Source organism: Actinoplanes sandaracinus (assembly GCF_030009775.1).
Taxonomy (GTDB): domain Bacteria; phylum Actinomycetota; class Actinomycetes; order Mycobacteriales; family Micromonosporaceae; genus Actinoplanes; species Actinoplanes sandaracinus.
The window spans coordinates 172,128-198,219 of record NZ_JASCTH010000019.1 but is presented as its reverse complement, the minus strand read 5'-3'; the positions used below and the strand labels follow the sequence as shown (position 1 = coordinate 198,219).

At 71.7% G+C, this 26,092-nt stretch carries 30 protein-coding genes; 17 read left to right on the top strand and 13 right to left on the bottom strand.

The genetic code is table 11. The features are described 5' to 3' along the window. Positions 1 to 53 precede the first annotated feature (53 nt). Positions 54 to 4,031 carry an NACHT and WD40 repeat domain-containing protein gene (locus QLQ12_RS27895; RefSeq protein ID WP_282763485.1) on the top strand — a complete coding sequence of 1,326 codons (3,978 nt, stop codon included), beginning with the start codon at positions 54 to 56 and terminating at the stop codon, positions 4,029 to 4,031. Between the two features lie 63 nt (positions 4,032 to 4,094). Here QLQ12_RS27895 and QLQ12_RS27890 read toward each other — a convergent pair whose 3' ends face one another. Genes QLQ12_RS27890 through QLQ12_RS27880 form a run of 3 tightly spaced genes read right to left on the bottom strand, consistent with a single transcriptional unit; the run spans position 4,095 to position 6,455 of the window. Beyond that, complete coding sequence (locus tag QLQ12_RS27890) at positions 4,095 to 4,700, bottom strand: response regulator transcription factor (protein ID WP_282763484.1); 606 nt, start codon at positions 4,698 to 4,700, stop codon at positions 4,095 to 4,097. After that, entirely contained in the window at positions 4,697 to 5,830 is a 1,134-nt protein-coding gene (locus QLQ12_RS27885; protein ID WP_282763483.1) for a sensor histidine kinase, read from the bottom strand. The genes QLQ12_RS27890 and QLQ12_RS27885 overlap by 4 nt, the downstream gene beginning before the upstream one ends. A 1-nt stretch (position 5,831) precedes the next feature. Beyond that, positions 5,832 to 6,455 (bottom strand): hypothetical protein, encoded by a 624-nt coding sequence (locus QLQ12_RS27880; protein WP_282763482.1) that lies wholly within the window; start codon positions 6,453 to 6,455, stop codon positions 5,832 to 5,834. A 145-nt stretch (positions 6,456 to 6,600) separates the two neighbouring features. On the opposite strand from QLQ12_RS27880, the gene QLQ12_RS27875 reads away from it, so the two are divergent. Further along, positions 6,601 to 6,879 carry an NADPH-dependent FMN reductase family protein gene (locus tag QLQ12_RS27875; RefSeq protein WP_282763481.1) on the top strand — a complete coding sequence of 93 codons (279 nt, stop codon included), beginning with the start codon at positions 6,601 to 6,603 and terminating at the stop codon, positions 6,877 to 6,879. Positions 6,880 to 6,917: 38 nt separating this feature from the next. Here the strand turns inward: QLQ12_RS27875 and QLQ12_RS27870 are convergent, their stop codons facing one another. Next, entirely contained in the window at positions 6,918 to 8,273 is a 1,356-nt protein-coding gene (locus tag QLQ12_RS27870) for a hypothetical protein (RefSeq protein WP_282763480.1), read from the bottom strand. A 96-nt stretch (positions 8,274 to 8,369) separates the two neighbouring features. Between QLQ12_RS27870 and QLQ12_RS27865 the strand changes: the two genes are divergently transcribed. Beyond that, positions 8,370 to 9,167, top strand: a complete 798-nt coding sequence (locus QLQ12_RS27865) for a cyclase family protein (protein ID WP_282763479.1) — start codon at positions 8,370 to 8,372, stop codon at positions 9,165 to 9,167. Between the two features lie 6 nt (positions 9,168 to 9,173). On the opposite strand, the gene QLQ12_RS27860 is transcribed toward QLQ12_RS27865, so the two are convergent. Next, positions 9,174 to 9,962 (bottom strand): SAM-dependent methyltransferase, encoded by a 789-nt coding sequence (locus QLQ12_RS27860; protein ID WP_282763478.1) that lies wholly within the window; start codon positions 9,960 to 9,962, stop codon positions 9,174 to 9,176. Positions 9,963 to 10,192: 230 nt separating this feature from the next. Here QLQ12_RS27860 and QLQ12_RS27855 point away from each other — a divergent pair, with 230 nt between their 5' ends. Further along, complete coding sequence (locus tag QLQ12_RS27855) at positions 10,193 to 11,002, top strand: sulfite exporter TauE/SafE family protein (protein WP_282763476.1); 810 nt, start codon at positions 10,193 to 10,195, stop codon at positions 11,000 to 11,002. 64 nt (positions 11,003 to 11,066) lie between these two features. On the opposite strand, the gene QLQ12_RS27850 is transcribed toward QLQ12_RS27855, so the two are convergent. Then, a complete protein-coding gene (locus tag QLQ12_RS27850) occupies positions 11,067 to 11,558 on the bottom strand; it encodes a transcriptional regulator (RefSeq protein WP_282763475.1) in 492 nt (163 codons plus the stop codon). Positions 11,559 to 11,865: 307 nt separating this feature from the next. After that, positions 11,866 to 12,663 (bottom strand): LamG domain-containing protein, encoded by a 798-nt coding sequence (locus QLQ12_RS27845; protein ID WP_282763474.1) that lies wholly within the window; start codon positions 12,661 to 12,663, stop codon positions 11,866 to 11,868. Between the two features lie 274 nt (positions 12,664 to 12,937). On the opposite strand from QLQ12_RS27845, the gene QLQ12_RS27840 reads away from it, so the two are divergent. The 4 genes from QLQ12_RS27840 (at position 12,938) to QLQ12_RS27825 (ending at position 15,173) form a co-directional block, all read left to right on the top strand. After that, entirely contained in the window at positions 12,938 to 13,276 is a 339-nt protein-coding gene (locus tag QLQ12_RS27840; protein WP_282763472.1) for a hypothetical protein, read from the top strand. 453 nt (positions 13,277 to 13,729) lie between these two features. Further along, positions 13,730 to 14,026, top strand: a complete 297-nt coding sequence (locus QLQ12_RS27835) for a hypothetical protein (RefSeq protein WP_282763471.1) — start codon at positions 13,730 to 13,732, stop codon at positions 14,024 to 14,026. A gap of 146 nt (positions 14,027 to 14,172) precedes the next feature. Next, positions 14,173 to 14,796, top strand: a complete 624-nt coding sequence (locus QLQ12_RS27830; RefSeq protein WP_282763470.1) for a putative glycolipid-binding domain-containing protein — start codon at positions 14,173 to 14,175, stop codon at positions 14,794 to 14,796. Between the two features lie 137 nt (positions 14,797 to 14,933). Continuing rightward, complete coding sequence (locus QLQ12_RS27825) at positions 14,934 to 15,173, top strand: hypothetical protein (RefSeq protein ID WP_282763469.1); 240 nt, start codon at positions 14,934 to 14,936, stop codon at positions 15,171 to 15,173. 23 nt (positions 15,174 to 15,196) lie between these two features. Here QLQ12_RS27825 and QLQ12_RS27820 read toward each other — a convergent pair whose 3' ends face one another. From QLQ12_RS27820 to QLQ12_RS27805, 4 genes are all read right to left on the bottom strand, one after another. Continuing rightward, entirely contained in the window at positions 15,197 to 15,628 is a 432-nt protein-coding gene (locus QLQ12_RS27820) for a cupin domain-containing protein (RefSeq protein WP_282763468.1), read from the bottom strand. Positions 15,629 to 15,704: 76 nt separating this feature from the next. Beyond that, entirely contained in the window at positions 15,705 to 17,186 is a 1,482-nt protein-coding gene (locus tag QLQ12_RS27815; RefSeq protein WP_282763467.1) for an FAD-binding oxidoreductase, read from the bottom strand. Between the two features lie 138 nt (positions 17,187 to 17,324). Beyond that, positions 17,325 to 18,242 carry a S66 peptidase family protein gene (locus QLQ12_RS27810; protein WP_282763466.1) on the bottom strand — a complete coding sequence of 306 codons (918 nt, stop codon included), beginning with the start codon at positions 18,240 to 18,242 and terminating at the stop codon, positions 17,325 to 17,327. A gap of 58 nt (positions 18,243 to 18,300) precedes the next feature. Further along, positions 18,301 to 18,606: a hypothetical protein gene (locus QLQ12_RS27805; protein ID WP_282763465.1), complete on the bottom strand. Its 306-nt coding sequence runs from the start codon at positions 18,604 to 18,606 to the stop codon at positions 18,301 to 18,303. 148 nt (positions 18,607 to 18,754) lie between these two features. Here QLQ12_RS27805 and QLQ12_RS27800 point away from each other — a divergent pair, with 148 nt between their 5' ends. From QLQ12_RS27800 to QLQ12_RS27790, 3 genes are all read left to right on the top strand, one after another. Then, positions 18,755 to 19,384 (top strand): response regulator, encoded by a 630-nt coding sequence (locus QLQ12_RS27800; protein WP_282763516.1) that lies wholly within the window; start codon positions 18,755 to 18,757, stop codon positions 19,382 to 19,384. A 128-nt stretch (positions 19,385 to 19,512) separates the two neighbouring features. Next, positions 19,513 to 20,094 (top strand): D-alanyl-D-alanine carboxypeptidase family protein, encoded by a 582-nt coding sequence (locus tag QLQ12_RS27795; RefSeq protein WP_282763464.1) that lies wholly within the window; start codon positions 19,513 to 19,515, stop codon positions 20,092 to 20,094. A 12-nt stretch (positions 20,095 to 20,106) separates the two neighbouring features. Continuing rightward, positions 20,107 to 20,475 carry a sensor histidine kinase gene (locus tag QLQ12_RS27790; RefSeq protein WP_282763463.1) on the top strand — a complete coding sequence of 123 codons (369 nt, stop codon included), beginning with the start codon at positions 20,107 to 20,109 and terminating at the stop codon, positions 20,473 to 20,475. A gap of 14 nt (positions 20,476 to 20,489) precedes the next feature. Here QLQ12_RS27790 and QLQ12_RS27785 read toward each other — a convergent pair whose 3' ends face one another. Next, positions 20,490 to 20,954 carry a GNAT family N-acetyltransferase gene (locus QLQ12_RS27785; RefSeq protein WP_282763462.1) on the bottom strand — a complete coding sequence of 155 codons (465 nt, stop codon included), beginning with the start codon at positions 20,952 to 20,954 and terminating at the stop codon, positions 20,490 to 20,492. 39 nt (positions 20,955 to 20,993) lie between these two features. Between QLQ12_RS27785 and QLQ12_RS27780 the strand changes: the two genes are divergently transcribed. The 3 genes from QLQ12_RS27780 to QLQ12_RS27770 all read left to right on the top strand — a co-directional run bounded on the left by QLQ12_RS27780 (position 20,994) and on the right by QLQ12_RS27770 (position 22,236). Further along, entirely contained in the window at positions 20,994 to 21,362 is a 369-nt protein-coding gene (locus QLQ12_RS27780) for a hypothetical protein (protein ID WP_282763461.1), read from the top strand. 83 nt (positions 21,363 to 21,445) lie between these two features. Next, positions 21,446 to 21,916, top strand: coding sequence for a hypothetical protein (locus QLQ12_RS27775; protein WP_282763460.1), 471 nt, complete (start codon positions 21,446 to 21,448; stop codon positions 21,914 to 21,916). Next, a complete protein-coding gene (locus QLQ12_RS27770) occupies positions 21,913 to 22,236 on the top strand; it encodes a winged helix-turn-helix domain-containing protein (RefSeq protein WP_282763459.1) in 324 nt (107 codons plus the stop codon). The genes QLQ12_RS27775 and QLQ12_RS27770 overlap by 4 nt, the downstream gene beginning before the upstream one ends. Before the next feature lie 27 nt (positions 22,237 to 22,263). Here QLQ12_RS27770 and QLQ12_RS27765 read toward each other — a convergent pair whose 3' ends face one another. Then, positions 22,264 to 22,593, bottom strand: coding sequence for a hypothetical protein (locus QLQ12_RS27765; RefSeq protein WP_282763458.1), 330 nt, complete (start codon positions 22,591 to 22,593; stop codon positions 22,264 to 22,266). A 192-nt stretch (positions 22,594 to 22,785) separates the two neighbouring features. Here QLQ12_RS27765 and QLQ12_RS27760 point away from each other — a divergent pair, with 192 nt between their 5' ends. The 3 genes from QLQ12_RS27760 to QLQ12_RS27750 are packed head-to-tail and all read left to right on the top strand — an operon-like array spanning position 22,786 to position 25,987. Then, on the top strand, positions 22,786 to 23,196 hold the full coding sequence (locus tag QLQ12_RS27760; protein WP_282763514.1) for a helix-turn-helix transcriptional regulator: 411 nt from the start codon (positions 22,786 to 22,788) through the stop codon (positions 23,194 to 23,196). Beyond that, positions 23,193 to 23,606 carry a VOC family protein gene (locus QLQ12_RS27755; RefSeq protein WP_282763457.1) on the top strand — a complete coding sequence of 138 codons (414 nt, stop codon included), beginning with the start codon at positions 23,193 to 23,195 and terminating at the stop codon, positions 23,604 to 23,606. The genes QLQ12_RS27760 and QLQ12_RS27755 overlap by 4 nt, the downstream gene beginning before the upstream one ends. 38 nt (positions 23,607 to 23,644) lie before the next feature. Continuing rightward, on the top strand, positions 23,645 to 25,987 hold the full coding sequence (locus tag QLQ12_RS27750) for an excinuclease ABC subunit UvrA (protein ID WP_282763456.1): 2,343 nt from the start codon (positions 23,645 to 23,647) through the stop codon (positions 25,985 to 25,987). Positions 25,988 to 26,092: the final 105 nt, after the last annotated feature.

Below are 26,092 nucleotides of genomic sequence, written 5' to 3'. Positions count from 1 at the left end.
AAGAGTGACCTGCGCTGGAGGCGGCCTTGCCGGAGTCGGGTGGGAGACGGCGATTGTTCCGGGCGGTCATGGTCGTGGTCGCGGTGGGCTCGGCAACCTGGATGATCGTCCAGGCCATACGCGGCGACTTCGACCTGTGGGCGCCGCTCGGCGTGGTGATCTCCGTGTTGTCGCTGATCGGCGACGCGGCGGAGCGGCGGCGGCAGCGCCTCCTGCCCGGCCCGTCGGTGAATGAGCTGGCCGCCGTGCTCGCCGACATCCTGGATCGCAAATGCCGCGCCGAGGTCGCCGATCGAGGGCTCCTCGACGATCCGGGCCTCCTCCCGGTGGCCTGGACCGAGGTGAAGGCGAGGGCGCCGAACGTACGGGTGGACGAGGCCCGGCCCGACCAGCGGATCCGGAAGCGCTTCGAGGACGCGACATTCCGGCTGGCCGAACTGTTCCGCAACGACCCTGCCGGGCGGCTGGTGGTGCTCGGCCAACCGGGCGCCGGGAAGTCGGTGCTGGCCCTCACACTCCAGGCCGGCCTCCTCAAGTCCCGGTTCGACCGGCCGGCCGACGAGCCCGTTCCCGCACTGGTTTCAGTGGCCTCCTGGAATCCGCTCGGCGTGACCCTCGACGACTTCCTGGTCGACGCCCTGGCCCGGGCACACTACGGCGGAAGCCCCGACCATCCCCGGAGCCTGCTCGACGCCGGCCGGGTGCTGCCGATCCTGGACGGCCTCGACGAGATCCCTGAGTTCTCCCGAGCAGCGGCAGTCACCGCCGTCAACGAGGCGATCGGCCGCCACGGCTGGCCACTCGTGGTCACCTGCCGCCTGGTCGAGTACGAGGACCTGATCCACGGCGGGGCGCCGCCGCTGCGCCGGTCGACAGTGATCCGGGTGCTGCCGGTCCAGCCTCGGGACGCCATCGCGTACCTGAAAGCGGCGGCGTCGACGGACGCCTCGGCATGGGCAGGCGTCTTCGCCGAGATCGAGCGCCCCGGTTCTCCGGTCGCCGAGGCGTACTCGACGCCGTTGATGGTCTCGATCGCCCAAGAGGTGTACGGGCGACTCGGCCGCGATCCCCGCGAGCAGCTCGACGCCTCTCTGGACTCGCGGCTCGCGGTGGAAAACAACCTGCTGGACCGGCTGGTCGACGCGGCCTACCCGTCGCCGGACGGACCGCAGCCGCAGGAACGCCCGGCCGGACGATGGCCGAAGGAGAAGGCATCCCGCTATCTGACGGCCCTGGCCCGATACCTCTACGACGCGCAGGAGCGGGACCTGCGCTGGTGGGATCTCGCCGACCGGCTGCTTCCAGCCGGAACAGGGGCTCTGCTAGGCACCGTCATCGGTCTGCTGATGATGGTCGCGTCTCTGGTGTGCTTCGCGGTCGCTGGCGGCGGCGCGGCGGGCTCAGCCTTCTGGACCAGCGCGCTGGTCGGCTTTCTGTTCCTCGTTTTCATCATGTCAAGCTGGTCGGTGGAGAGCGCGCCGCCCAGCCGCTTGCCGACCCGGCCATTCTCCGCGGCGGCGATTCGCGAGGCGTTCGCCGTCACGCCGACGCTGGGCGTGCTGATGTGGATTCCGTTCGCGCTGGTCTCCGCGGTGGCGATCACGGCGATCGACGGCTGGTCGGTCTCCAGCGGTGAGCTGTTCCTGCAATCGATGGGACTGGCCTCTGCCCTACTGGTGGCGTTCGCTGTCGCGCTGTCGGCGCACCGGTGGCTGCTGGCCGCTCCGGCCGCCGCTCGCCTGGATTCGCCGCGGGCCGTGCTGCGCCAGGACCGCACCTCGGCGCTGGTGAGCGCGGCCGCGAGCGGGCTCGTCTTCGCGCTGCTCCTCACACCGCTGGGGCTCATCGCCGCCGCGTTCGGCAGCGCCGTCTACGGCTGGACGACCGGCGGAGCGGGCTGGCTGCAGGGCGCCCAGTTGTCGGACATCGTCCAAGCCCGCCTCCTCGACGTCGTGCCGGGCTACTTCGCCACCTGGCCCGTCGCGGTGTGGCTGCTCGTCGTGGTGCCCGGCCTCCTCCTCGGCACCTATTTGCTGGTGTCCCGGGCATGGTTCCGCCTTCAGATCGCCCGGGTGCTGCTGGCCGGCAACCGGGTGCTGCCGTGGCGGCTGCTCGGGCTGCTCGAGGACGCCGGCCGGCGCGAACTGCTGCGACAGTCCGGCGGGGCCTACCAGTTCCGGCACCTGCGACTCCAGGAACGGCTCGCGGACGATCAGTCGGCCGCCTATTACGCCGTTTCGGAGGCGGCGCGGCGGCGGGCGCGGCGGCGGCGACGGATCCTCGTGCCGGCGCTGATCGTCGCCTTCCTGGCGAGTCTGGCCGTTCCGCTGACCGCGGCGCCACGCGACAGCGCCGACGCCGTGTTGCGACTGCCCTACGGCAGGTTCGCCGACGACCTCGTGGTCAGCCCGGACGGCGAGACGCTGGCCACCACGTCCACCGACGGCGTCCGGCTGTGGCGATTGGACAACGTGGGCGTACAGGACGACCCCTACTTCATCGCGACCGCCGGCGACGACGTCCGGGACTACTTCAACCCGAGCGGGCGGCTGTTCTTCGTCCGCGACAGCGTCCCCTCGGCCGCCGGGCCCGATGCGGATGCGGAGCCTCGTGTGCGGGTGTGGCGCTGGGCCGCACGGGGCTGGGAGCAGCTCGGCCCGGCGCGGCCGCCCGAGGCCGTAGTGCTCCTGGCCGGCGGCGCCAAGGTCGGCCTGCTGTCCGCCACCGACGGGCGGGCGAACGCCACCCTCACCGTCCACTCCGCCGACGGCGGACCTGCCCGACCGATTCCCGGCCGTTTCGCCGACGATCTCGGCGAAACCCAGCCACCCGAGTACGACGCCGACGGCACGTCCGTGGATCTCGTCGAGCGGCGTTTCGTGCTGGGTGGAAAGGACGACGGCTCCCTCACGGTGTGGGACACGGCCGCCGACCCGCCGTCTTCCAGGGTGATCGCGCAGCCCGGCGGCGGGCCGAGCGAGGCCCTGGTGGATCCGGCGGGCAGGCACATGGTGGTGCGCACCGAGAGCGGCGCGAAGCTCTTCGACCTGTCGCGCGGGACATCGGTCCCGCTGCCATTCCGGGAAACCAAGTCGGAGCTCCGCTTCGACCCGACCGGGACGTGGCTCGCCGGATCGAGCGGAACCCGGGAGAACGACGCCACCGACGACCGTATGGTGACCGTCTGGAACGCGGCAGACGGCCGGCAACAGGGCTCCTGGACGCTCGGCGGAGACGTGGTCGACTTCGACTTCGTCCCCGGCGTGTCCGCGCTCATCGTGGAGACCGCGGAGCAGGATTCGGGCTACCAAGCCCTGCAGGTCCTGCCGGTGAGCGGCGGCCCCGCGTCGCCGCCGGTGACGGGCGCGTCGGGCTACACCCTGTACCAGACCCGGCCGAAGCCGATCCTGGTCGTGCCGCGTGTCCGGCCGGACGCGCCGCGCGGCCAGCGGGACTCGGTCGACATCCTCGATGCGGCCTCGGGGGCACTGCTCCACTCGGTCGCCGTGCCCGGCGCGCTCGAGCAGGCTGATGCGTGGTCACCTCGGCCGGACGACGACGAGGGCCAGCCGCCCCCGATCGTCGCAAGCACCGCGGATGGCGGCCGCATGGCCTGGAACTCGGTGACGGGGCAGGAGTTGGGCATCGGAGGGCGCGTCGATTGGGTGGACCACCTGCCGAGCCCGCCCGGCACGGTCATCGCCGGGAAGAGCGACGGCCGCCTGGCGATCTACGATGCCCGGACCGGCGCGCTCGAAGAGAGTCTGATCCGGTCGCTGCCACCGCCGAGCGACGTCGACTCCGACTTCGGCCCGATCGGCGCGCTCTTCAACGCCGACGGCCGCTTCCTCGCCGCGCCCGCCCGAGACGGCGCGATCGAGGTGTGGGATCTCGCCGGCCCCAGCCGCTCGATCGAACTGAACGGGCACAGCGGGAAGCTGGAGACGTTCGCCTGGGGTTGCCAGAAGACCCGGGAAACCTTGATCAGCGCGGGTGCGGCGGACTCGACCATACGGCTTTGGAGGCTGTGATCGTCGGTCAGTCTCAGTGGATCTGGTCCGGGAGGATCAACCCGAAAATCTCCAACCGTCCTCTCAGATCCAGCCGTTGTCCTGGGCCACCCGGTAGGCGTCTGACCGGCTGGTGGCGCCGAGCTTGTGGGTGGCGGCGCTGAGGTAGTTACGGACGGTGCCCGGTGACAGGAACAGCATGCGCGCGATGTCACGGACGGGTCGGTCCGGGCCGGCGGCGGCCAGCACCTCGGCTTCGCGCGGGGTCAGCGGGGACGGTGGCGCGGTGAGGGCGTCGGCCGCGAGCAGCGGGTCGACGTAGCGGCGCCCTTCGTGCAGGCGGCGGATCACCTCGGCCAGCGTCGCGGCGGGCGCACCCTTCGCCAGGAAGCCCCGGGCACCGGAGGTCAGGGCTTGGCGGAGCAGCAGTGGCCTGCCGTGCCCGGTCAGTATCGCGACCGGGCAGGACGGCAGGACCCGGCCGAGTTCGCCGACGACCTGCAGCCCGTCGAGCCCGGGCATCTGCAGGTCGACCACGGCGACGTCCGGCCGGTGGGCACGGGCCAGGGCGACCGCCTGGGTGCCGTCGGCGGCGGTGGCGACGACCTCGATGTCCGGCTCTCGCTCCAACAGGGCGGCCAGGGCGGTACGGATCATCTCCTCGTCTTCGGCCAGCAGGACACGGATCATGTGGCCGGCAGCTCCACGCGCACCTCGAAGCGGTCGCCGGCCGGGCCGTACCGCAACACGGCACCGACCTGCGCGCAGCGCTCCGCCAGCCCGGCCAGGCCGATGCCCGCACGGCCGGGAGCGGACCGCGGTTCGTCGTTCACCACCGCCAACCTGACCGACCCGCCCGCCGCCGTCAGGTCGATCCAGACATGCCGCGCCTCGCTGTGCCGGAGCACATTCGTCACCGCCTCCCGGACCACGGCCGCCACCAGCTGCGACGCGGCCGGGGGGAGGGCAAGCGGCTCGACGTTGACGACCGGCTCCACACCGGCGGAGGCCAGCACCAGCCGGGCCGTCCGCAGCTGCACGTCCAGGTCGACCGTGCCGAGTCCGTGTACCGCCGTCCGCACGTCCCGAAGTGTCTCACCCGCCAGCCGCTGGATCTCGGTGGTCTCCGCCCGGCAGCGGGCCGGCGCGGCCTCCACCAGCTCCCCGGCCAGCTCGGCCTTGAGCCCGATCACACCGAGCCGCTGGCCCAGCAGGTCGTGCATCTCCTGGGCCAGCCGAAGCCGCTCCTGCGACACGGCCAGTTCGGCCTCCGTCGCCCGGGCGGCGTCGGCGGCCACCAGCAGCCGCAGTAGCCACACCACCACCTGCCCCATCAGCATCAACGCGGCCGCCGCGACGAGGGTGAGCACCAGGTTCCGAGCGACCGGCTGCCCCCAGACCCCCGCACCCGCCGCGACGGCGGCCAGCATGCCGACCGCGACGAGGCCGGCGGCCGGCCACCGCAGCACCAGCGGCGCGGCGCCGATCACCGACGCCGCCACCCACGCCCAGGGCTCCCGCCCGGGCTCGGCCCACGCAAACGTGACCGGCCACAGTGCCAGGGCCGCCACCGTCTGGGCCGCGACCAGCCGCCCGCAGGTCGCCGGGCTGGTCGCGGGGGTCACGGCGGCCCGCAGGACCAGCGCGAGAGCGACGCCCGACGCGGCGGCGAGCAGCACCAGCACCACCCACCCGACGGCCGACGGCGGCCGGGTGAGCCGCAGCGGCAACGCCACCGCCCACACCACGTTGGTCAGCAGCACCGTCAGGACGACCATGCGCACCACGGGGAACGGGGCCTGCCCCGACCGGATCGACATGTCAGTACGTGACCAGCAGCGAGACGCCGACCAGGACGTCCAGCACGGCGCACCACTCGGCGTACGCGGCCGGCACCACGCCCCGACGCCGGAGATGGAGGAGGTCCCACAGCCCGTGGCTCAGCCACCCGGCAGCGACGAGCACGCGGGCGAGTTCGGGCCCGGTGTGCAGTGCCAGAACGGCCACCCCGCCGAAGACCAGCAATCCCACCAGCTGGACCGCGGTCTCCGCCCGCCCCGCACGGCGGAGCAGCCCGGCCCCGCCGACCGCCGCGGCGACCACGAGCAGCGCGGTCGCCACGTCGATCCGGTTCTGCAGGTGGAGGGCGAAGACGAGTCCGGTCCCGGCGAGCAGGGCCGGCCAGACGACAAGGGGCCGGCCGACCGCCGCCACCACCACGTACAGCATCGGCAGCAGCAGCAGAATCTGGGCGCCGCCCACGGTATCGACTCCCCACATCAGGCCGGCCGCCGCGACGGCGAGAGCCGCCGGCCAACGCCTCCACACAGCCGCCCACGCGGCCGGGCCACGCCGCCCGGCCCGCTCCGGCGTCGCTTCGACATCGTCAACGGCCAGAGCTCCGGCCGAGCCCTCGGTTCGGACAGCATTCAGGCGCTTCATCATCGGATTACTCCCTCGGATCGGTACCTCCCATCCTCAGGAAGTCCGCGGTCGGTGGGAACGTGCCGCCTGTCATGGTCTACCCATGACAGTCACCGGACCGGGCCAGGATTGAGCTCGACCTGCCGGGCGGTCAACTATCCTCGGCGTGCGCTTCGGGCGAGTACGGCCACTCGATCACCTCGACGCTGACCCAGGTGATCAGGCCGGCGGCAACCTTGTCGCCGCAGCCGACGCCCTGATCACCGTGACCCCGGTGTTCTCCGCCAGCTACAGCGGCCTCTACTCGGTCGAGGGCCCGCTGCGCGGCCGCATCGAGCGCGCCGCGGCCGAGCCGGCCCGCGAGGTCGAACGCCGTGAACCCGCGGTGGTCACCGACCCGTTCGCCCTCAGCGCCGATTTCGAGGACATGCTCAAGAACCTCTGAGCGTCGTACGACGGGAAGTGACGCGGCGGCCCGGCTCTTCAGAGGATCGCCGCTTGCACGAGCAGCGCGGCCACCGGCAGCAACGCCACCCCGACACCGGCTACCCAGCCGATCCAGCCGTGGCGGGGCGCCTTCCTGCCGGCCGCGATCAGGGCCGTCGCGGAGCAGGCCGTTGCGCCCAGAATGGCGAGGATCGGCAGGAGCCAGCCGATCATGTCCACGACCGAGAGCGGCTCCGGCTCCGGCATCATGGCCGGTGGCAGTGTGAGCACGGTCGTGGCCCCCAGTGCTCCGAGCAGCCACCACCAGCTCCGGCCGCCACCCGAGCGGCGCAGCCACACCAGCCCGGCGACGGTGAACACGAACCCGGCGATCAGACTGCCAAGCGTGATCGGCAGCACCCGGTCCTCGCGCGGCGCTGTCGCCTCCTCCAGACTGATCGGCGCCTCGTCCCCCGGAATGCCCGGGAACCCGATGCGCTTCCACTCTCCGGTCACCGTGCGCAGCGCGAACCCGTCCCGCCCGTTCGCGACGACCACCACGTGCCGGTGCTCGACGTCCAGAACGGCCAGCGAGTGCGAGCTGAGTTCGTCGACATGCGTCGTGTCCTGGTACTTCCGGTTGAGACCCTTCCGCTCCTCGTCCGTGATCCGCCAGCTCACCGTCCACGGGCCGCCCGCGGTACTGCTCTCCACCCCCAGCGCGTGGGGAATCGTCCGGTAACAGACCACCGGCTCACTCCTCGCGCAGGTGGCCGCGCCCGGAAGGCCCTTCGGCGCCTCCGCTCCGGCCCAGGTCGTGCCCTGATCCGCGCTGACCGTCCAGACGTCGCCGTAACTGTCGTGGTCCGCGCCCGCGTAGATCAGATCACCGTCGAGGATCACCCGGTCCGCCGACGGCCGGGGAGCCGGGCTCGTCGCCGCCACTCCGGCCAGCGCGAGCGGCAGCAGCACCGCCGCACGAACCGCGCGGGCCAGCCGTTCGTTCGGTGTCCTCCGGCTCCGGCCCGCCGACCACCAGGCCACACCCAGGAACGGCCACGCGAGCAGATCGGTGGGGTCGGCGCGGATCAGCGAGGGCGTGCCGAGGCTCCAGAGCGCGGACGCGAGCTCGGCCCCGTACCACGAGGCCTTGACGAACCCGAACCCCAGACCGACGGTGACGATCGAGCCCGCCGCGAGCCGGCGGAACGGCAGGCGGGGTGCGATGAGGCCCGCCAGGGCCGCGAGCAGCGGCGGCGCCAGGACCATGCCGGCGGCGTCGCTGAGCTTGCCCGTCACCCAACCCGGGTGAGTGTTCTTGAGCACGTGATCATTGACGATCAGCAGCGCCAGGGCGGCCATCGTCACCGGATGGCCCAGCCAGGCGAGTGTGCCGTTCCGAGTGGTGGTCACATCGGACACCCTCGCGACCCGGTGTCACGAGATCGACACGGTCCGATTCCCGTTGAAGACCGTTTCCGGGCCCCCGACCTCGTGCAGGATGAGGCCATGTGCACCGAACCGAAAGCCGGCCATGGCCTGTCACGCCGCGCGGCCCTCGCCGGGGCCCTGGGATTCGCCGCCGCCACCGTCGCCGCTGAGCCCGCCGCGGCGTCGGGCGGGCGTGGTCTGCGCGATCTCACCTACCCGCTGACGACCGGCTTCCCGGCGTTCGCGCCCGGTGAGGAAGCCGTCCGCCGGACCGTCGCCTCCCTCGAGGAGGACGGCTACTACATGCAGGAGTGGCGCATCGTCGAGCACATCGGCACCCATGTCGACGCGCCCGGCCACTTCACCGCGGGCGGCCGGACCGCGACCGAGTTGCGGCCGTCCGAACTGATCGTGCCGGCCGTCGTCGTCGACATCGCGCGGCGGGCGGCCCGCGACCCCGACACCGTGGTGACCGTCGACGACCTGCGGGCGTTCGAGCGCCGGTACGGCCGGATCCCGGACGGCGCGGCGGTGCTGATGTACTCCGGGTGGGGCGCCAAGGTCGGCGACGCGAACGCCTACCGGGGCACCGACGCGGCGGGCGGGCTGCACTTCCCCGGCTTCGGCACGGACGCCTGCGAGTGGCTGCTGCGCCACCGCGCGATCCGCAGTCTCGGTGTCGACACGCTCAGCATCGACCCGGGCGTCTCGGCGACCTTCGACACGCACCTGGCGCTCACCGGCGCCGACCGATACGGCCTGGAGAACCTCGCCGGCCTCGATCGGCTGCCCCGGCACGGCGCGACGATCTTCGTGGGGCTCATCCCGTACGAAGCCGGCTCCGGCGGGCAGGCCCGGGTCCTCGCCACCTGGTGATCGTCCTCAGGGTTTGCGCGCCACCCCGCCGTAGAGCGCCACCTGCGCGTCGGTGAACTCGGGCTCCTGCTCCGGCCGCCAGCGCAGGATCGGCACCACCCCGGGCTCGAGCAGTTCCAGGCCGGTGAAGAACCGCGACACCTCCGCCTGGCTGCGCAACCGAGTGCCGATGCCCTGCCGGCGCATGATCTCGGCGAACCGGGCCCAGGACTCCGGGTCGTGGTCGGCGGTGATGTGCGAGATCACCAGGTGACTGCCGCTGGGCAGGGCGGACATCAACTTCCCGACCACGGCATACGGGTCGGCGTCGTCCTCCAGGAAGTGCAGGACCGCGAAGAGCAGCACCGCCACCGGCTGCCGCAGATCCAGCACCTCCAGCAGCTCGGGGGCGTCCAGGATCGTGCCGGCGTCCCGCAGGTTCGCCTCGACGTAGGCGGTGCGGCCCTCCGGAGCGCTGGTCAGCAGGGCCCGAGCGTGGGCGAGCACCAGTGGATCGTTGTCGACGTAGACGACACGAGCGGACGGGGCCACCGCCTGGGCGATCTCGTGCACGTTCGGCGAGGTGGGCAGGCCGGTGCCGATGTCCAGGAACTGCCGGATCCCGGACTCGGCCAGCAGCCGCACCGTCCGGCGCAGGAACGCCCGGTTCTGCCGGGGCGCGGTCGCCGCGTTCGGGTTGGCCTTGAGGCCTTCGGCCGCGGCCGCCCGGTCCGCGGCGAAGTTGTCCTTGCCGCCGAGCAGGTAGTCGTAGACGCGGGCGGGATGGGGCCGCCCGGTGTCCAGTGGTTCGGGCACGCTTCCTCCAGCCGTCGCGGCACGCCGATCCACGTCGCGGCACACCGATCCACAGAGGATAGCGGCTCCGCCCCGACGCCCACCGGAGTCCTGACCGCATCCAGGCTCTGGGATCGATGCGGGGCGATCATGGCGACCTGGCGGGCGCCCCTAGGCTTCCCTCGACCACGAAACCATGGATGGCGTCGACCTTGCCGGCGGCGACCGTCCCGTGTGAGAGGCGGAAGCCTGTGCATGTCATCGAAGCCGTTCAGATCCTGGCGGCGGGCGCGGCGGCCGGCGCGATCAACGCGCTCGTCGGCTCCGGAACACTGGTGACCTTCCCGGTACTGCTCGCTCTCGGCTATCCGCCCATCGTCGCGAACGCCTCCAACGCCGTCGGCCTCGTGCCTGGTTCGTTCGCCGCCGCCTGGGGTTACCGCGCCGAGGTCGCCACCCAGCGCCGCCTGCTGCTGCCACTGGGCGCGGCCGCCCTGGCCGGCGGCATCGTGGGCGCGTGGCTGCTGCTGGTGCTGCCGGCCGCGACGTTCCGGGCGGTCGTTCCGGTCCTGATCGGCGGCGCCCTGATCCTCATCGTCGTGCAGCCGTGGCTGGTCCGTGCCCTGCGCCGCCGCAGCCCCGCCACCCGCTCAGCCTCCGACGACGACGCCGCCACCCGCCCGGCCGCTGCCGCCGACCCCGCCGTCCGTCCCGCCGGGCCCGCGCTGATCGTGGGCGTCTTCGCCGCCGGCGCCTACGGCGGCTATTTCGGGGCGGCGCTGGGCGTACTGCTGCTCGGTCTCCTCGGTGTTCTGGTCTCATCGAACCTGCAGCAGGTCAACGGCCTGAAGAACATCCTCGCCGGGGTCGCCAACACGGTGGCCGCGCTGGTGTTCATCGCCGCCGGCGTGGTCTCCTGGCCGCCCGCGCTGCTGATCGCGGCCGGCGCTGTCGCCGGGGGTGCGGTCGCCGGCCGTTACGGCCGCCGCCTGCCCGACCCGGTCCTCCGCACGGTGATCGTCGCCGTGGGCCTCGTCGCCGTGATCCGCATGGTCGCCTGAGCCCTCTGACGGCGGGAGGCCCGGACAGGGGCGGCGAGCGGCCCGGACAGGGGCCGCGGGCGGGTCAGGCCGGCGGGCCGGCGATCAACAGCGCCGAGACCGCCAGCCACCCGATGTGCCAGGCTTGATCCAGCTCGAAGAGGCCGGTCCCGGGGCCGGTGTTCGCCGCCCCGGACGGCCGCATCACCCCGACGTGATCCATGTACCCGCCGCGCCCCAGCAGCCGCCCGAGCCTGATCAGCGGAGTCCGCAGGTCGGCGATGAAGTGGGTGACCGCGTTCAGCACGACGCCCGCCACCAGCCACCCCGGCTCCAGCGGCAGACGCAGCCACCACGCGGCGGCGAGCAGGAAGACGGTGGTCGTCACGGTCCACGACGCGACGTGCTTGGCGCAGTGCCACAGCGCGGCGGAGCGCACGCAACCGGCAGTGTCGAGGCCTTTGCCGTAGGCCTGCCCACTGGTCTGCACCCAGTGATCACCGACGTAGTGCCCGGCGAGCATCACGCCGAAAGCCACCGCGGCGATGATCGCCCGGATCAGATCTTGGTGCTGCATGCGCGGTCCGCCTTCGCCGAGAGTGCCGTGCCCCATGCCCACTCCAGCACCCGGGCGGCGCTGTGAACGCGAAACGTGTCCGCGCCCACTGCGTCACCTCCGTCACCCTCAAAGCTTGAAACCTTCACATCCCCCATCTCGTACGGCTACCAAACCCCATTCCGTGGCTACCACGCGAGGTGGTCGCCACACCGGGCCCCAGCGCGACCACCGGGCTGCTGCCCACGGAAAAACGGCCCGGCCCGGCCCCGGTGCGCCTCCGTGAGCAGCGGCGCGTTCCACCGCGATCGCGCGTGGGGGATGAGACTCAGGCCGGTGTCAGATCCCAGCCCAGAACCCGGTGGACGCGGGCCGACTTGGGATAGGTGGAACCGTCCGCTGACCGGCCATCGGTCTCGAACAGGTCGAGCATCAGCACGAGCGGATATCCGGGAGCCTGCTCGAACCGGCCGGCGACCAGGCCCTCACAGCCGATCACCGTGCCGTCCGGTCCCCAGATGACGGTCCAGGTGTGCGGCTCCGACGCGGTCACCGGGACGACCACCTCGATCATCTCCGTGCGGAGCCGGTCGTCGTGGTGCGCCTTGATGCCGATCCGGGCGGTCGAGGCGCCGTCCCCGATCGCGGCCGCGTCGATCTCGAAGACGCAGATCTCCCCGCTGTCGCGGGGGTCGAGATGTTCGGTCCCGACCAGCCAGGCCGCCAGCATGGAGCCCTCGTCGAGGCTGGCGCTCACGGTCACGTCGATCCGGCCGGCCGACGGCGTCCAGAGCAGCCGGGTCCCGGCCGGGGTCCGGACGGTCAGGCCGTCCGGGCGGTGCCGGTGCGTGCCGCGTTCGCCGCCGGCCAGCCCGGAGAAATTGCCGGTCTGCAGGTTGGAGACCCGCAGCGGGGCGTCTTCCGGCCGCCAGTCGGGCTGGTCCTCGTCGATCCGCAGCCGGACACCGTCCGCGTCCAGGTCGTATCGGGCACGGGAACGCTCCGGCGTGCTCCAGTGCGGCAGATAGTGGTCGATCCAGACGTCGTCCCGCAGCGCCGGCCCGGCGAAGTCGTCGGACAGATCGGGCGCGCGGCCCGGTGGTTCGGGCAGTACTTCCAGGTTCACGTCTCCATCCCATCACAGGCCGCCGCGGTGGCCTTCCGTGATCCGATCGTTGGCAGCCTTCACTCACCGTGACACGAGACGCGAACGACGTTCGTCACATCCCGTCGGACCCCGGGTGGGGGCGGGTGCCGACACAGGTAGCCTCCGGGCTATGCGAGGAATGACCATCGCAGCCGTTCTCACCAGCACCCTTCTGGCGACTTCCGGCTGCGTTACGAGCACTGGACAGCCTGCCGGCCCCGCTACCGCGGCCCCGGCAGTGACCATCAGCGGCTTGGACGAAGCCACCGCGACCGCTTGCGGCATCTCCAACCACGCCACTCTCGGTAAGGGCGGTTACGACTTCGATGTCGCCACGGCCAAGCAGATCGTCGCGCTCGGCGAGACGTCGAAGAGCACCGTCATCACCGCGGCGGCGAACGTCCTCGAACTCCCGACCCGGCAGGCGGAGTCTTCCGTCGGCCAGCCCGAGGAAGCCGCCCACCTCGCCGAACTCCGGTCGGCGATGCTCAAGTTCCAGACCGTCTGCCAGGACGTGGACGCCATCATCGGCAGTGTTCAGGAGAGCAAGCAGGCCGTCGATGAGGACGCCGACGACGTCTCCAACCGCTGACCCCCCGACACTTCGACGAAGCCGGAGACCCCGGAACCGGAGAAGCCGAAGAAACCCCGGACCCTGACGGTCCGGGGTTTCTTCGTGTCGGAGGTCGCCGCCTGGCGAATGCCCGGCACGCCACCGGCACGCGGAACACCGTGGACGCCCGGCCGAACGAGCGCCCGCTGCAACGTGGACGCCCGGCCGGGGGGTGCGTCCGCTGCAACGTGGACGGCCGGACTGCGGTGCGTCCGGGTGACGGGAGCGTGCGGAAGAGATGAATTCTGGGTGGACGCTGACGCTCGGTAAGACGTGATCACCAGGGCGGAGTCGTGTGTTCGGCGCGGATGATCGGCTGTCCGGCCTATGTGATCGCCGGTGTGGTGGCGGTAAGTTCACCGTCCACACGTCACCGGGCCATGGGGGAGTGCCTTGCACCGGAACGAGACGGCCCGGGACGCTTTATCCCAGGTGGAGAGCGCCGCCGGACTGTACGCGGCCGGCGAGGACAGGATCGCGGGATTCCGGGAGATCCTGGCACGGCAGCACCCGAACGACCGTGGCACCTACGCGTGCGCCGCCCTCGACCGCGTGGTCACCGACATCGCCTACGACCACCGCACCGAATGCGACGGCGGGCCGGACTGCCGCACCTGCGAGGGCCTGCGTGACGCGCTGACGATAGCGGTGGCCAGCGTGCGCTCGATGATCGCCGACGAGATGACCTGGAGCCGCCGGCGCAACCGTCGCTGGTTCTGGTCCCGCTGACCTCCTCGTGCCAGACGGAAAGACATTCCCGGTCGTGGCGCCCGGCGAAATTCGCCGAAGTCGGCCTTCCGGGGTGACTTCGTCCCCGCGACTTGTTGCACGGTGTAACGATGGGGACAAGCGGCACCGGCGGCAAAGGAGGCGTCATGTCCGAAACTGTGATGGCGCGGGCGGAGACGCGCCCGCTCCGGGCGATACCGGCGGGGCCGGTGGCCTGGCAGCGGACCGGCGTGATCGGCACCGAACTGGTGTTCCCCCGTGGCGGCGCGCGGCCGGGAGCGACCGGAGGCGAGCCGCCCGGCGCTGAGCGGCCGGGCGCGCACGGCACGGCCGTCGTGGCCGGGGGAACGCCGTACTCGCTCCAGTGGCGCGCCGTGACCGATGACGACGCCGGTGTTCAAGAGCTGAGCGTGAGCTGCCGGGGCGCCGACTGGAGCCGCACCACCGAACTGCGCCGCACCGACGGCGACTGGGAGTGTGAGGGGGCCGCCCGGATCGACCCGGACGCGGTGGTCCGCCTCGCCGACTCCCCGATCTTCGTGACGTGGGCGCTCCGGCGGCTCGGCCTGACCGTCGAGTCAGGACCGATGTGCGTGCCGTCGGTGCGGATCCTGACGCCGTCGCTGGAAGTGGTGCCCGGCACGGCGACCTATCACCTGGTCAGCCCGCGGCGGTTGCGGATCACGGGGGAGGGGCCGGCCGTCACCTACGAACTCGATGATGCCGGCTTGGTCGCCTATCAGCCGGGCAACCTGCGCCTGGTTCGCTAGCGGGGGCCGGGAACGCGTGCGAGGCCTTGCGGCTGCCCGCTTCACGGCCCCTGACCAGCCGCGGTCCGTGGATGCCCGGCGGGCGTGGTGAGCGTCGCCGGGGCCGGGTGGAACGGTGGCCGCCGACCCATATGATCATGACTGCAACGGGGACCGACCTGGCGGGGAGTCTGGTGAGCGAGCAGAAACGACGCGACGGCTGGAGTTCGGGAGACAGGGGTGGGGTCGGCCTCGGCCTGGGACTCCTCTTCGGTCTGGTGTTCGGATCACTCACCGACCAGCTGATGCTGAGTCTCGCCGTCGGCCTCACCCTCGGCGCGGGCTGGGAGATGCTGGCACGGAGCAAGAACAACGCGAAGGACGAGCCCCGTCCGTAGGGCCGCTCCCGCCGGGGCGGCCGCTAGACCATTCTGAAATCGGCGAAGTCGAAGCCCGGCGCGACCACGCAGCTGACCAGCACCGGCTCGTCGCCGGCAGGCTCGGCGGCCTGCCACACACCGGGCGGGATCAGCGCCTGCGGCTCCTGGCCGGCGGCGACGTCGGGGCCCAGCAACACCTCGTCGCCGTCGCCCGGCTGGTCGCCGTCGCCGCCACGGCGCAGCAGCAGCGGGCCGCCGGAGTGCCAGAACCACAGCTCGGCGGACCGCACGACATGCCATGCGGACCGTTCTCCCGGGTGCAGCAGGAAGTAGATCGCGGTCGCGGCGTGCCGGGGTCCGTCGTACCCGTCGGGTTCGAACATGACGGGGGAGCGCCACGTCTCCCGGTACCAGCCACCTTCGGGGTGCGGTCGCAGATCGAGCCGCTCGGCGAGATCGGAACGGTGAGCCATGGCCGAGATCCTATGCCGCCGCCGCCGGCCGGCGGTCGATTCACGGGCCGAAGAACGGTCCGGCGGCCGACGCCGGTCAGAGCGGGTAGGCGGCGCGGAACAGGCCGTTCGGGTCGGCGGCGGCGCCGGCCCGTCGCAGCCGGTCCAGGTGGCGGCCGTGATAGCGGCCCGGATCCGTCGGCCCCGGCTCCAGGTAGTTGACGTAGCGGCCGGACGACCAGGCCGCCACCGCGCGATGTCCGGTGTCGATCCACGTGTACCCGTCGGCTGTCGATGCCGCGTCGATCGCCGGTGGTTCGACGAGCCATTGCAGCATGCTGTGCGCGCCGTGCCAGGGGAAGGCGGTCGTCTCCGGGGCGACGCGGGCCGGGGCGCCGGTCATCCGTTTGAACTTCGCGAGACCGGGGCGGCGGCTCGCGGCACGGCTCTGCACCACGGCCAGCAGGGCGGCGATCCCGGCCGCCGGCAGCGCCCGGCTGAAGATCTCGCTCCCGATCAGGTGGGTGGTCCGGGTGGCGGCTCCGGCCCGGTCCTTCAGCACCTGGACGTGCGGCTGGCGGGCCATGGTCACCGTCGCCGGGTTCCGGCCGATCGCCGCGGTCAGGGCGGTCACCTCGGGCTGGGCGTCGCCGTCGAGGACGAAGCCGGAGAGGCGTACGGACAGGGCGCCGGTGCGGTCGGACGCGAACTGGCACGCCGACCAGCAGTTGTCCGGCGCGACGGCGGTGCGGGACTGCCATCCGGCGGCGACCGCGGCCGCGTCCGCCCACGGATAGGTGAGCACGAACGTGCCTGTCGACCCGGCCGGGTGGGTTCGCATCCGCCACGACGTGACCACCCCGAACCGTCCGCCGCCACCGCCGCGTAACGCCCAGAACAGTTCGGGTTCCCGCTCGGCGTCGACGGTCCGGTGGCGGCCGTCGGCGGTCACCACGTCGGCGGCGACGACACCGTCACAGGTCAGCCCGTAGGCGGAGGAGGCCGCTCCGATCCCGCCGCCGCAGGTCAGGCCGCTGATGCCGACGGTTCCGCAACTGCCGGACGGCACCGAGACGCCGTGCGCGCCCAGGCCGGTGTAGACGTCGATCAGCGGGGCGCCGCCACCGATGGTCGCGGTCCTGGTCGGCGCGTCGTAGCCGACCCTGTTCAGCGGCCGCAGATCGAGGACCAGGCCGGTGGCCGTGGTGGATGCGCCGACATACGAGTGTCCGCCGCCGCGCGGCACGATCGGCTGCCCGGTCCGGGCGGCGAAGCGGACGGTTTCCACCACATCGGCCGGGCTCGCGCAGCGCACGATCGCGGGCGGCCGAATGTGGTCGAAACGGGGTGAGACGAGCCGTCGTGCCTGGTCATAGGCGGCGGTGCCGGGCCGGTCCAGGGAGCCTTCCAAACCCTCCGCGAGGGCCCGCCAGTCAGCGTCGGTGGGGCCGGGCGTCGGCTGCGTGCCGGGCGTCGGCTGTGGGGCCGGTGCCTGCTGTGGGCCCGGTGTCTGCTGCGGGGTGGGTGCGACCGCACCCAGCAGACCGGCACTGAGTAGGGCACGACGGGACAACGGCATACAAACATCCTGACATATGCCGTTATGACCTTTCGGTGTTACCGATCCTTCGGCGCCTCCACCCGAAGGGCCGCTGCGGCCCGCGCGACGACGGCCGGGCGCACGGTCCCCGCGCGTCTTTCGGGCCGACGCCGCCGGTCACCGGGCCGCGGGCTGGACGGTGAGGGTTCCGGCCCCGGCGTCGAGGCGGGCCGCGACGCCCAGGGGCACCGCGGTCTGCTCCCCGCCGTGGCCGATCGGCAGCCCGCCGAGAACCGGGACGCCGAGCGCGCCCAGATGCTCGGCCAGCACCTGATCCGCGCCCGGACAGCGGGTGAACCGCCCGACCGCGACACCCGCGAGACCGTCGAACCAGCCCGCCCGTCTGAGCTGGACGATCGAACGGTCCACCCGGTACGCCGCCTCGCCGACCTCCTCGATCAGCAGGATCGCGCCGGTCGTGTCCGGCCGGTGAGGTGTCCCCGCGGACGCGGCGAGCAGCGTGAGGTTGCCGCCGAGCAGGATCCCGTCCGCCCGGCCCGTTCCGCTCGCTCGGCCCGGGAAGCGGACACCGTCCTCCTCCGGGGTCACGATCACGGGATCACCGGTCATCACGGTGCGGCGCAGGGTCTCCTCCGCCGGGGCGCTGATCTCGTAGAGGCCGGCGCCGACCGGGCCGTGCACGGTCGCCAGCCGGGCCTCACACCACAGCGCCAGGTGCAGGGCGGTGATGTCGGAGAAGCCGATCACCAGCTTCGGATCGGCACGGACGGCGTCGTAGTCGATCCGGTCCACGATCCGCTGAGTGCCGTAACCGCCGCGCAGACAGAGGATCCCGCGCACCTCCGGATCGCGGAACGCGGCGTCGAGGTCGGTGAGGCGCTCGTCGTCCGTACCGGAAAGGAAGGTGTGTCTGCCGAGGGCGTGGCGGCCGTGACGTGCCCGCAGACCCCAGCGGGCGAGGACCTGCGCCGCGGGAGCGGCCTGCTCCGGGGTGAGCGGCCCGGACGGGGAGACGAGCGCGACGAGGTCGCCGGGGCGCAGCCGCCGCGGCCGGACCGCTTCCGGCGGGTTCACCACCGCAGCGTAGGCGGGCCGTGCGCGGTCAGCGCCAGAGCGCGGCGGCGGGCCGGGGTCAGCGGAGGACGCGGCGGTCCGCGACGGCGTAGGAGATCGCGGCGGTGACGGCCGAGACCGCGATCACCGACGGCCACGGGCCGATCCGCTTCGCCAGCGGGTGGGACAGCGCGAACGCCCCCAGATAGGTCGCGACCAGCGCGCCCGTGGTGACCGGCCCGGTGTGGCGGGCCCAGTCGCGGCCGGCCAGGATGCCGCCGGCGGCCAGGACGGCGCCACCGAGCGGGCGGACACCGGTGCGGCGGGCGACCTGCCAGCCGCCGATCAGGGAACCAGCGGTGATCGCTGCGGTGGGGACACGCATTTCCCGACCTTATACCGCCGCCCTGTCACGATGTCCGGTGACGCCGGTGTTCTCGACGTCGCCGAGGGCGTCGAGATCCTCGCGCCCCAGCACGGTCCGAAGGCGTCGGGTCCTCGCGGCTAGGGTGGCCGGCGTGACGGTGCGAGTGATGGTCGTGGACGACCACCCGATGTGGCGCGACGGGGTGGCTCGTGACCTCGCCGAGGCGGGCTACCTGGTGACCGCGGCGGTCGGCGAGGGCGTCCAGGCGCTGCGCGTGGCCGTGGCGGCCGCTCCCGACGTGGTCGTCCTCGACCTGCAACTGCCGGACCTGGCGGGCGTCGACGTGATCCGCGGGCTGCTGGCGACGCTTCCGGCCGTACGCATCCTGATGCTCTCGGCCAGCGGTGAACAGCAGGACGTCCTCGACGCGGTCAAGGCCGGCGCCAGCGGTTACCTGATCAAGTCGGCGGGCCGGGCCGAGTTCCTGGACGCCGTCCGCCGCACCGCCGAGGGCGACGCCGTGTTCACCGCCGGGCTGGCCGGCCTGGTGCTGGGGGAGTACCGCCGGCTCGCCGCCGCCCCGGCCGCTCCGGAGGACCGGCCGCTGCTCACCGACCGGGAGACCGAGGTGCTGCGGCTGGTCGCGAAGGGCCTGTCCTACAAGCAGGTCGCCGACCGCCTGGTCGTCTCGCACCGCACGGTGCAGAACCACGTCCAGAACACCCTCGGCAAGCTGCAACTGCACAACCGCGTCGAGCTGGTCCGCTACGCGATCGAGCACGGCCTGGACGGCTAGCCGGTTCGCGCCGGAGGGTGATCCACGGTGACCGGTGCAGCGTTTCGCCGCCGCCAGAGTAGGTACTCACCGGACGGTTGAGTACGAGTACTCATGTTCCGGCGCACGAAAAAGGCGATCGTCTTCGCATGCCTGAAGAACGCCGACGCGATCCGGTCTACCGGAACATCACCCGGATCACCGCCTTCCTGCTGGCGCCGGTCGCCTGCCTGGTCACGCCGGGGCGGGGACGGCACACCGCCTGCCAGTGGGCGCTGGCCCTGCGCTTTCCAGAGGAGAACCTGGACGGGCTGCGGCCGGACGTCCGGACGGCGTTCGAGGAGGCACGTACCCGGGCGCTGTGGTGGCACGGCGAGCTCGTCGGGCTGACCTCCGGCTACCGGACGGCGACGCGGCAGGCGGTGCTCTACGCCGAGGAACTGCGGCGCAGCGGCTCCGTGGCGGCGGCCCGGCGGTGGGTGCTGCCGCCGGACGAGTCGCGGCACGTCGCCGGGACGGCGATGGACGTACGCCCCACCGAAGGCGCCCGCTGGCTGGAGGAACACGGCGGCCGGCACGGGCTCTACCGGGTCTACGACAACGAGTGGTGGCATTTCGAGTACTGGCCGGACGGACCGCCCCGGCGGCTGCCGCACCCGGGCGTGGTCAGCGAGCAGGAGGCGGCGCTGCGGAACCTCTGGCGGGGGGGCGGGCCGCCCGGCCGTACGTAAAAGGATCGTGATGTGACCGCGGCTCTGGCGCTGCCGGGAGTGGAGCTGGCGGCGCCGGCCTCGCCGGTGATGCTGCCGGCGAGGCCGGCGGGCGAGTTGGTCGCGGCCGTTCGGGCCGCTCTGGACAACGTCCGGCGGCATGCGGGCGACGGCGCCCGGGCCTGGATCCTGCTGGAAGACGAGGGCGACGGGGTACGGGTGACCGTCCGTGACGACGGAGCCGGGTTCGATCCCGGCCGTCTGAGGGAGGCCGCCCGCGCCGGGCGCCTCGGTGTGGCCCGGTCGATGCGGGGCCGCATCGCCGGCCTCGGCGGCACGACCAGCATCAACAGCGTGCCGGGCGAGGGCGCCGAGGTCGAGTTCTGGGTGCCGCGGCGGTAGTTCCCGGCTGGGTGTCAGTCCAGCTTGAGCACCAGGAACTCGTCCGGCCCGTCCTTGACGACCTCGAGTTCGTCGAAACCGAACCGCTTCAGCATGCGGATCGAGGCGGCGTTGCGGACGTCGGCCTCCGCATAGAGCGGCCGCGTCCGCTCCTCGCTCTCGGCGAGGAACAGTGACAGCGCCCGTGTGCCGATCCCCCGGCCCCAGAAATCCTGGCCCAGCCAGTACCCGACGTGCCGCCGCCCGTTCTGCCACCAGGCCACGATGTTGCCGGCGGTCGCCTCGCCGACGATGACGGCCCGCGCCCGCACCGTCGGATCCCCCAGGACGCGCCGCCGCCAGTGGTCCACGAACGCGTCGTGCCCGCGACCCGGGAAGTTGGCACGCCGCAACGCCTCGGGATCGCGCTCCTGCAGGTAGAAGACATCGACGTCGCCCGCCTCGACCGGCCGGAGCCGCACCGATTCACCCTCGTCCACCCATCGACTCTATGCGGCGCTCACGGCAGGATCGACCGCGTGTACCGGAGCATCCTGCTGTTCAGCGGCATCGCCGTCGTCGCCACCGCCGTTACCACCTGGGCGGTCGCGGACGTCCTCTACGACATCAGCCTGCCGCGTTGCGTGAGCGGCCGCCGAGTCTCCAGCTGCGGCGGCGATGAGGGCTGGCACGGCGTGTCGTCGCTGCTCACCGCCCTCCTCGCGATCCCTCTGCTGATGACACTGGCGGGTTCCTACCTGTTCATGGCGTCGCGCCTGGTCCGCGCCGCGAAGGCGAAACGCCGCGACGACGTGCGCAAGGAGGTCCGGTCGCGGTTCGCCCTGGCGCTGCTCGCGGCCGTCGCCATCGCGCTGCCGGCGACGCTCCTGGTCCGCTCAACCCTCTAGCTGTCGTACGAGGAAAGCACTTGCCTACTAGGAAAGTAATGGGTACTTTCCTAGTAGGCAAGTACATTCCTGAGGGGGAAGTCATGGACATTCCACCGATCGACGCCGAGCTGGCCCTGGCCGAGATGCGGGCCCGCCGCGAGCAGGTCGTCGAGACCAACCTCGTGCCCGACTGGTTCTGGCGGGCGATGGGCGGCATGATGCTGGCGTTCGTCGCCGCCGTGGAGAGCGAGATCCGCTGGCTGATCACCGTCGGCACAGTGGTTTTCACGATCGTGATGGCCGCCATGCTGTTCGCCCTCTTCCGCAAGACCCGCCTGCAGGTGCGCCAGGATCTCCTCGGTCTGCGGGGCTTCGTCGCGATCGTGGCCTTCAGTGTCGGGCTCACCGCGGTGGGGATCGGGCTCGGGCTCACCCTCGATGCGCTGTCCGTCCCGTTTCCGGGTGCCCTCGCCCTCCTGCCGGTCTGCTTGGGGCTGGCCTTCGGCGGGCCGATGCTGATGGCGTACCTGCGCAAGGTCATGCTGTCGCGACCGCTGGCGAGCTCCCGGTGAGCCCCGAGCCACGCTTCGACGAGCTGATCCACGCGCCGACCCGGCTCTCCCTGGTGAGCCTGCTGGCCGCGAGCGAGTGGGCCGACTTCCGCTTTCTGCGAGACAGCCTGACCATGTCCGACTCGGCGCTGTCGAAGCAGCTCACCACCTTGGAGGAGGCCGGCTACGTGGAGATCCGCAAGAGTTTCGTGGCGAAACGGCCCCGCACCTCGGTCAAACTGAGCCCACAGGGCCACCAGGCGTTCGCCGGCCATGTGGCCGCCCTGCAGGAGATCGTCGCCCGCTCCGGCTTGGCCGTCCTCCCCGACCAGGTCAGCTGACCCGCATCGGTTGCCGGCTGTCGACCCTTATGTGAGTGGCAGCCCCACCCGGCGGCCGAGGCCGTACTCGGCCGCCTCGTTGTCGGTGACCATCGCGAACGCCCCGGCGGGCACCCCGTCGAGCGCCGCCACCCGCGACGCGACACCGAGCAGCATGGCTTCGTCGGCCCCCCGGAGGAAGAAGACGTAGACCTCCCCGAACTCCTCACCGTCGTCGGCCACCTCGAACGAGCCGTCCTCCTCCGATTCGGCCAGGAACTCCTCGATCTGGTCGATCCAGGGAAACGGGTATGCGCCAGGTTCGAGTCCCGGCGTAGGCGTCAACGGAACGTGAATCTCGACGACGGTGTCTGCCATCCCCTGATGATCCACCCGCCGGGCGAGGCTCGTGCCGTCTCGCCGGCCGCGCCCGCTCGTCTCCCGCGGTTCACCGGTCCAGCCCTCGCCGCGGCGAGAACGATCTCCCGATAGGAGGTGAGCAATATGAGGAGGATGTGAACCATTAGGCTTGTTTCCGTGACGGACCAGCGACTGCGAGAGCTCGTTCTGATGCGGCGCGTCCGCGACCGGATCGACCGGGACTATGCGCAGCCGCTCGACGTGGAGGCGCTCGCCCGCCACGTGCACATCTCCGCCGGGCACCTGAGCCGGCAGTTCAAGGCCGCGTTCGGCGAGTCGCCGTACAGCTATCTGATGACCCGCCGGATCGAGCGGGCGATGACCCTGCTGCGGCGCGGCGACCTGAGCGTCACCGAGGTGTGCTTCGCGGTCGGCTGCTCGTCGCTGGGCACGTTCAGCACCCGGTTCACCGAGCTGGTCGGCATCTCACCGAGCGTCTATCGCAAGCTCGGCGCCGATCAGGTCGAGGGGTTGCCGGGGTGTGTGGCGAAACAGGCGATGAGACCGGTCAGGAATCGAGAAGCACCGCGGGGCGCCGGCTCCCTAGCATCGAACGCATGAGCAGCCTGATCATTCACTCCACGTTCCTGCCGGCCGACGACCCCGAGAAGTCCCTGGAGTTCTACCGCGACGGCCTCGGCTTCGAGGTGCGCAACGACGTCGGGTTCGGCGACATGCGCTGGATCACCGTCGGCCCGCCCGGCCAGCCGCAGACCTCGATCGTCCTGCACCCGCCGGCCGTCGACCCGAGCATCACCGACGACGAGCGCCGCACCATCGCCGAGCTGATGGCCAAGGGCAGTTACGCCTCGATCGTCCTGGGCGCCTCCGACCTCGCGGAGATTTTCGACAAGCTGCAGGCCGCCGGCGCCGACGTCGTCCAGGAGCCCGCCGATCAGCCGTACGGCGTTCGGGACTGCGCCTTCCGTGACCCGGCGGGCAACATGGTCCGCATCAACCAGCTGTCCTGAGGTTGAATCATTCCAGTCACGAGGGGGACGGAGAACACATGAGCGCCCACCGCTCGATCCGCGTGCACGGCGCCCGGGTCAACAACCTCAAGGACGTCAGTGTCGAGATTCCGAAACACCAGCTCACGGTTTTCACCGGAGTCTCCGGCTCGGGCAAGAGCTCGCTGGTGTTCGGCACCATCGCGGCCGAGTCGCAGCGCCTGATCAACGAGACGTACAGCGCCTTCGTGCAGGGATTCATGCCGACGCTGGCCCGTCCGGACGTGGACGTGCTGGAAGGCCTGACCACGGCGATCATCGTCGACCAGGAGCGGATGGGTTCCGATCCCCGCTCGACGGTCGGCACCGCCACCGACGCCAGTGCCATGCTGCGGATCCTGTTCAGCCGGCTCGGTGACCCGCACATCGGTTCGCCGCAGGCGTTCTCGTTCAACGTCGCCTCGATCTCCGGCGCCGGCGCGGTGACCCTGGAGAAGGGCGGCGTCACCACGAAGGAACGCCGCTCCTTCAGCATCACCGGCGGCATGTGCCCCCGGTGCGAGGGCCGGGGCAACGTCAACGACTTCGATCTGACGGCGTTGTACGACGAGACGAAGTCCCTGAACGAGGGCGCCGTCTCGATTCCCGGTTACAGCATGGACGGCTGGTACGGCCGGATCTACCGTGGCTGCGGCTTCTTCGACCCGGACAAGCCGATCGGCAAGTACACCAAGCGGGAGCTGAACGACCTCCTCTACAAGGAAGCCACCAAGATCAAGGTGGACGGGATCAACCTGACGTACGCCGGTCTGATCCCGTCGATCCAGAAATCGTTCCTGTCCAAGGACGTCGACGCGATGCAGCCGCACATCCGCGCCTTCGTGGAGCGGGTCGTCACCTTCACGGTCTGCCCCGAGTGTCACGGCACCCGCCTGTCCGAGGCCGCCCGCTCGTCGAAGATCAAGGGGATCAGCATCGCCGACGCGTGCGCGATGCAGATCAGCGACCTGGCCGCCTGGGTGCGCGGCCTGGACGAGCCGTCGGTGGCGCCACTGCTGGAGAAACTCCAGCACACGCTGGATTCGTTCGTCGAGATCGGCCTCGGGTACCTCTCCCTGGAGCGCCCGGCCGGCACGCTCTCCGGCGGCGAGGCGCAGCGCACCAAGATGATCCGGCACCTCGGGTCGGCGCTCACCGACGTCACCTACGTCTTCGACGAGCCGACCATCGGCCTGCACCCGCACGACATCCAGCGGATGAACGAGCTGCTGCTCCGGCTGCGCGACAAGGGCAACACGGTGCTGGTGGTGGAGCACAAGCCGGAGGCGATCGCGATCGCTGACCGGGTCGTCGACCTCGGTCCCGGCGCCGGCGCGAACGGCGGCACGATCTGCTACGAGGGGCCGCTCGACGGCCTGCGGGCAAGCGGCAGCATCACCGGGCGCCACCTCGACGACCGGGCGAAGATCAAGGATTCGGTACGCACACCGTCCGGCGCCCTGGAGATTCGCGGCGCGGCCACCCACAACCTGCGCGACGTGGACGTGGACATCCCGCTCGGCGTCCTGGTCGTGGTGACCGGGGTGGCCGGCTCCGGCAAGAGTTCGCTGATCCACGGCTCGGTCGCCGGGCGGGACGGCGTGGTCGCGATCGACCAGGGCGCGATCCGCGGGTCCCGGCGGAGCAATCCGGCCACGTACACCGGCCTGCTGGAACCGATCCGCAAGGCCTTCGCGAAGGTCAACGGGGTGAAACCGGCCCTGTTCAGCGCCAACTCCGAGGGCGCCTGCCCGACGTGCAAGGGCGCCGGCGTCATCTACACCGACCTCGGCATGATGGCCGGCGTGGCCACCCCCTGCGAGGAGTGCGAGGGCAAGCGGTTCGAGGCCTCGGTGCTGGACTACAAGCTCGGCGGCAAGGACATCAGCGAGGTCCTGGCGATGTCGGTGACCGACGCCGGCGCCTTCTTCGGCGCCGGTGACGCCCGGATCCCGGCCGCGCACGCCATCCTGACGAGGCTCGCCGACGTGGGTCTCGGTTACCTGAGCCTGGGGCAGCCGCTGACCACGCTCTCCGGTGGTGAGCGGCAGCGGCTCAAGCTGGCCACCCACATGGGTGACAAGGGCGGCGTCTACGTCCTCGACGAGCCCACCACCGGCCTGCACCTGGCCGACGTCGAACAGTTGCTGGGCCTGCTGGACCGGCTCGTCGACGCGGGCAAGTCGGTGATCGTCATCGAGCACCATCAGGCGGTCATGGCGCACGCCGACTGGATCATCGACCTGGGTCCGGGCGCCGGGCACGACGGTGGGACGATCGTCTTCGAGGGCACCCCGGCCGACCTGGTCAAGGGCCGTGCCGGCCTCACCGGCGCTCACCTCGCGGAGTACGTCGGAGCCTGAACGGTTCGCCAGGCAGACGGCCCGGATCAGCCGGGAGATCCACGGCGGGGGGGGGGGGCCGCCACGGGCCGGGGCCCCCCCCCCCCCCCCCCCAACCGCACCCAC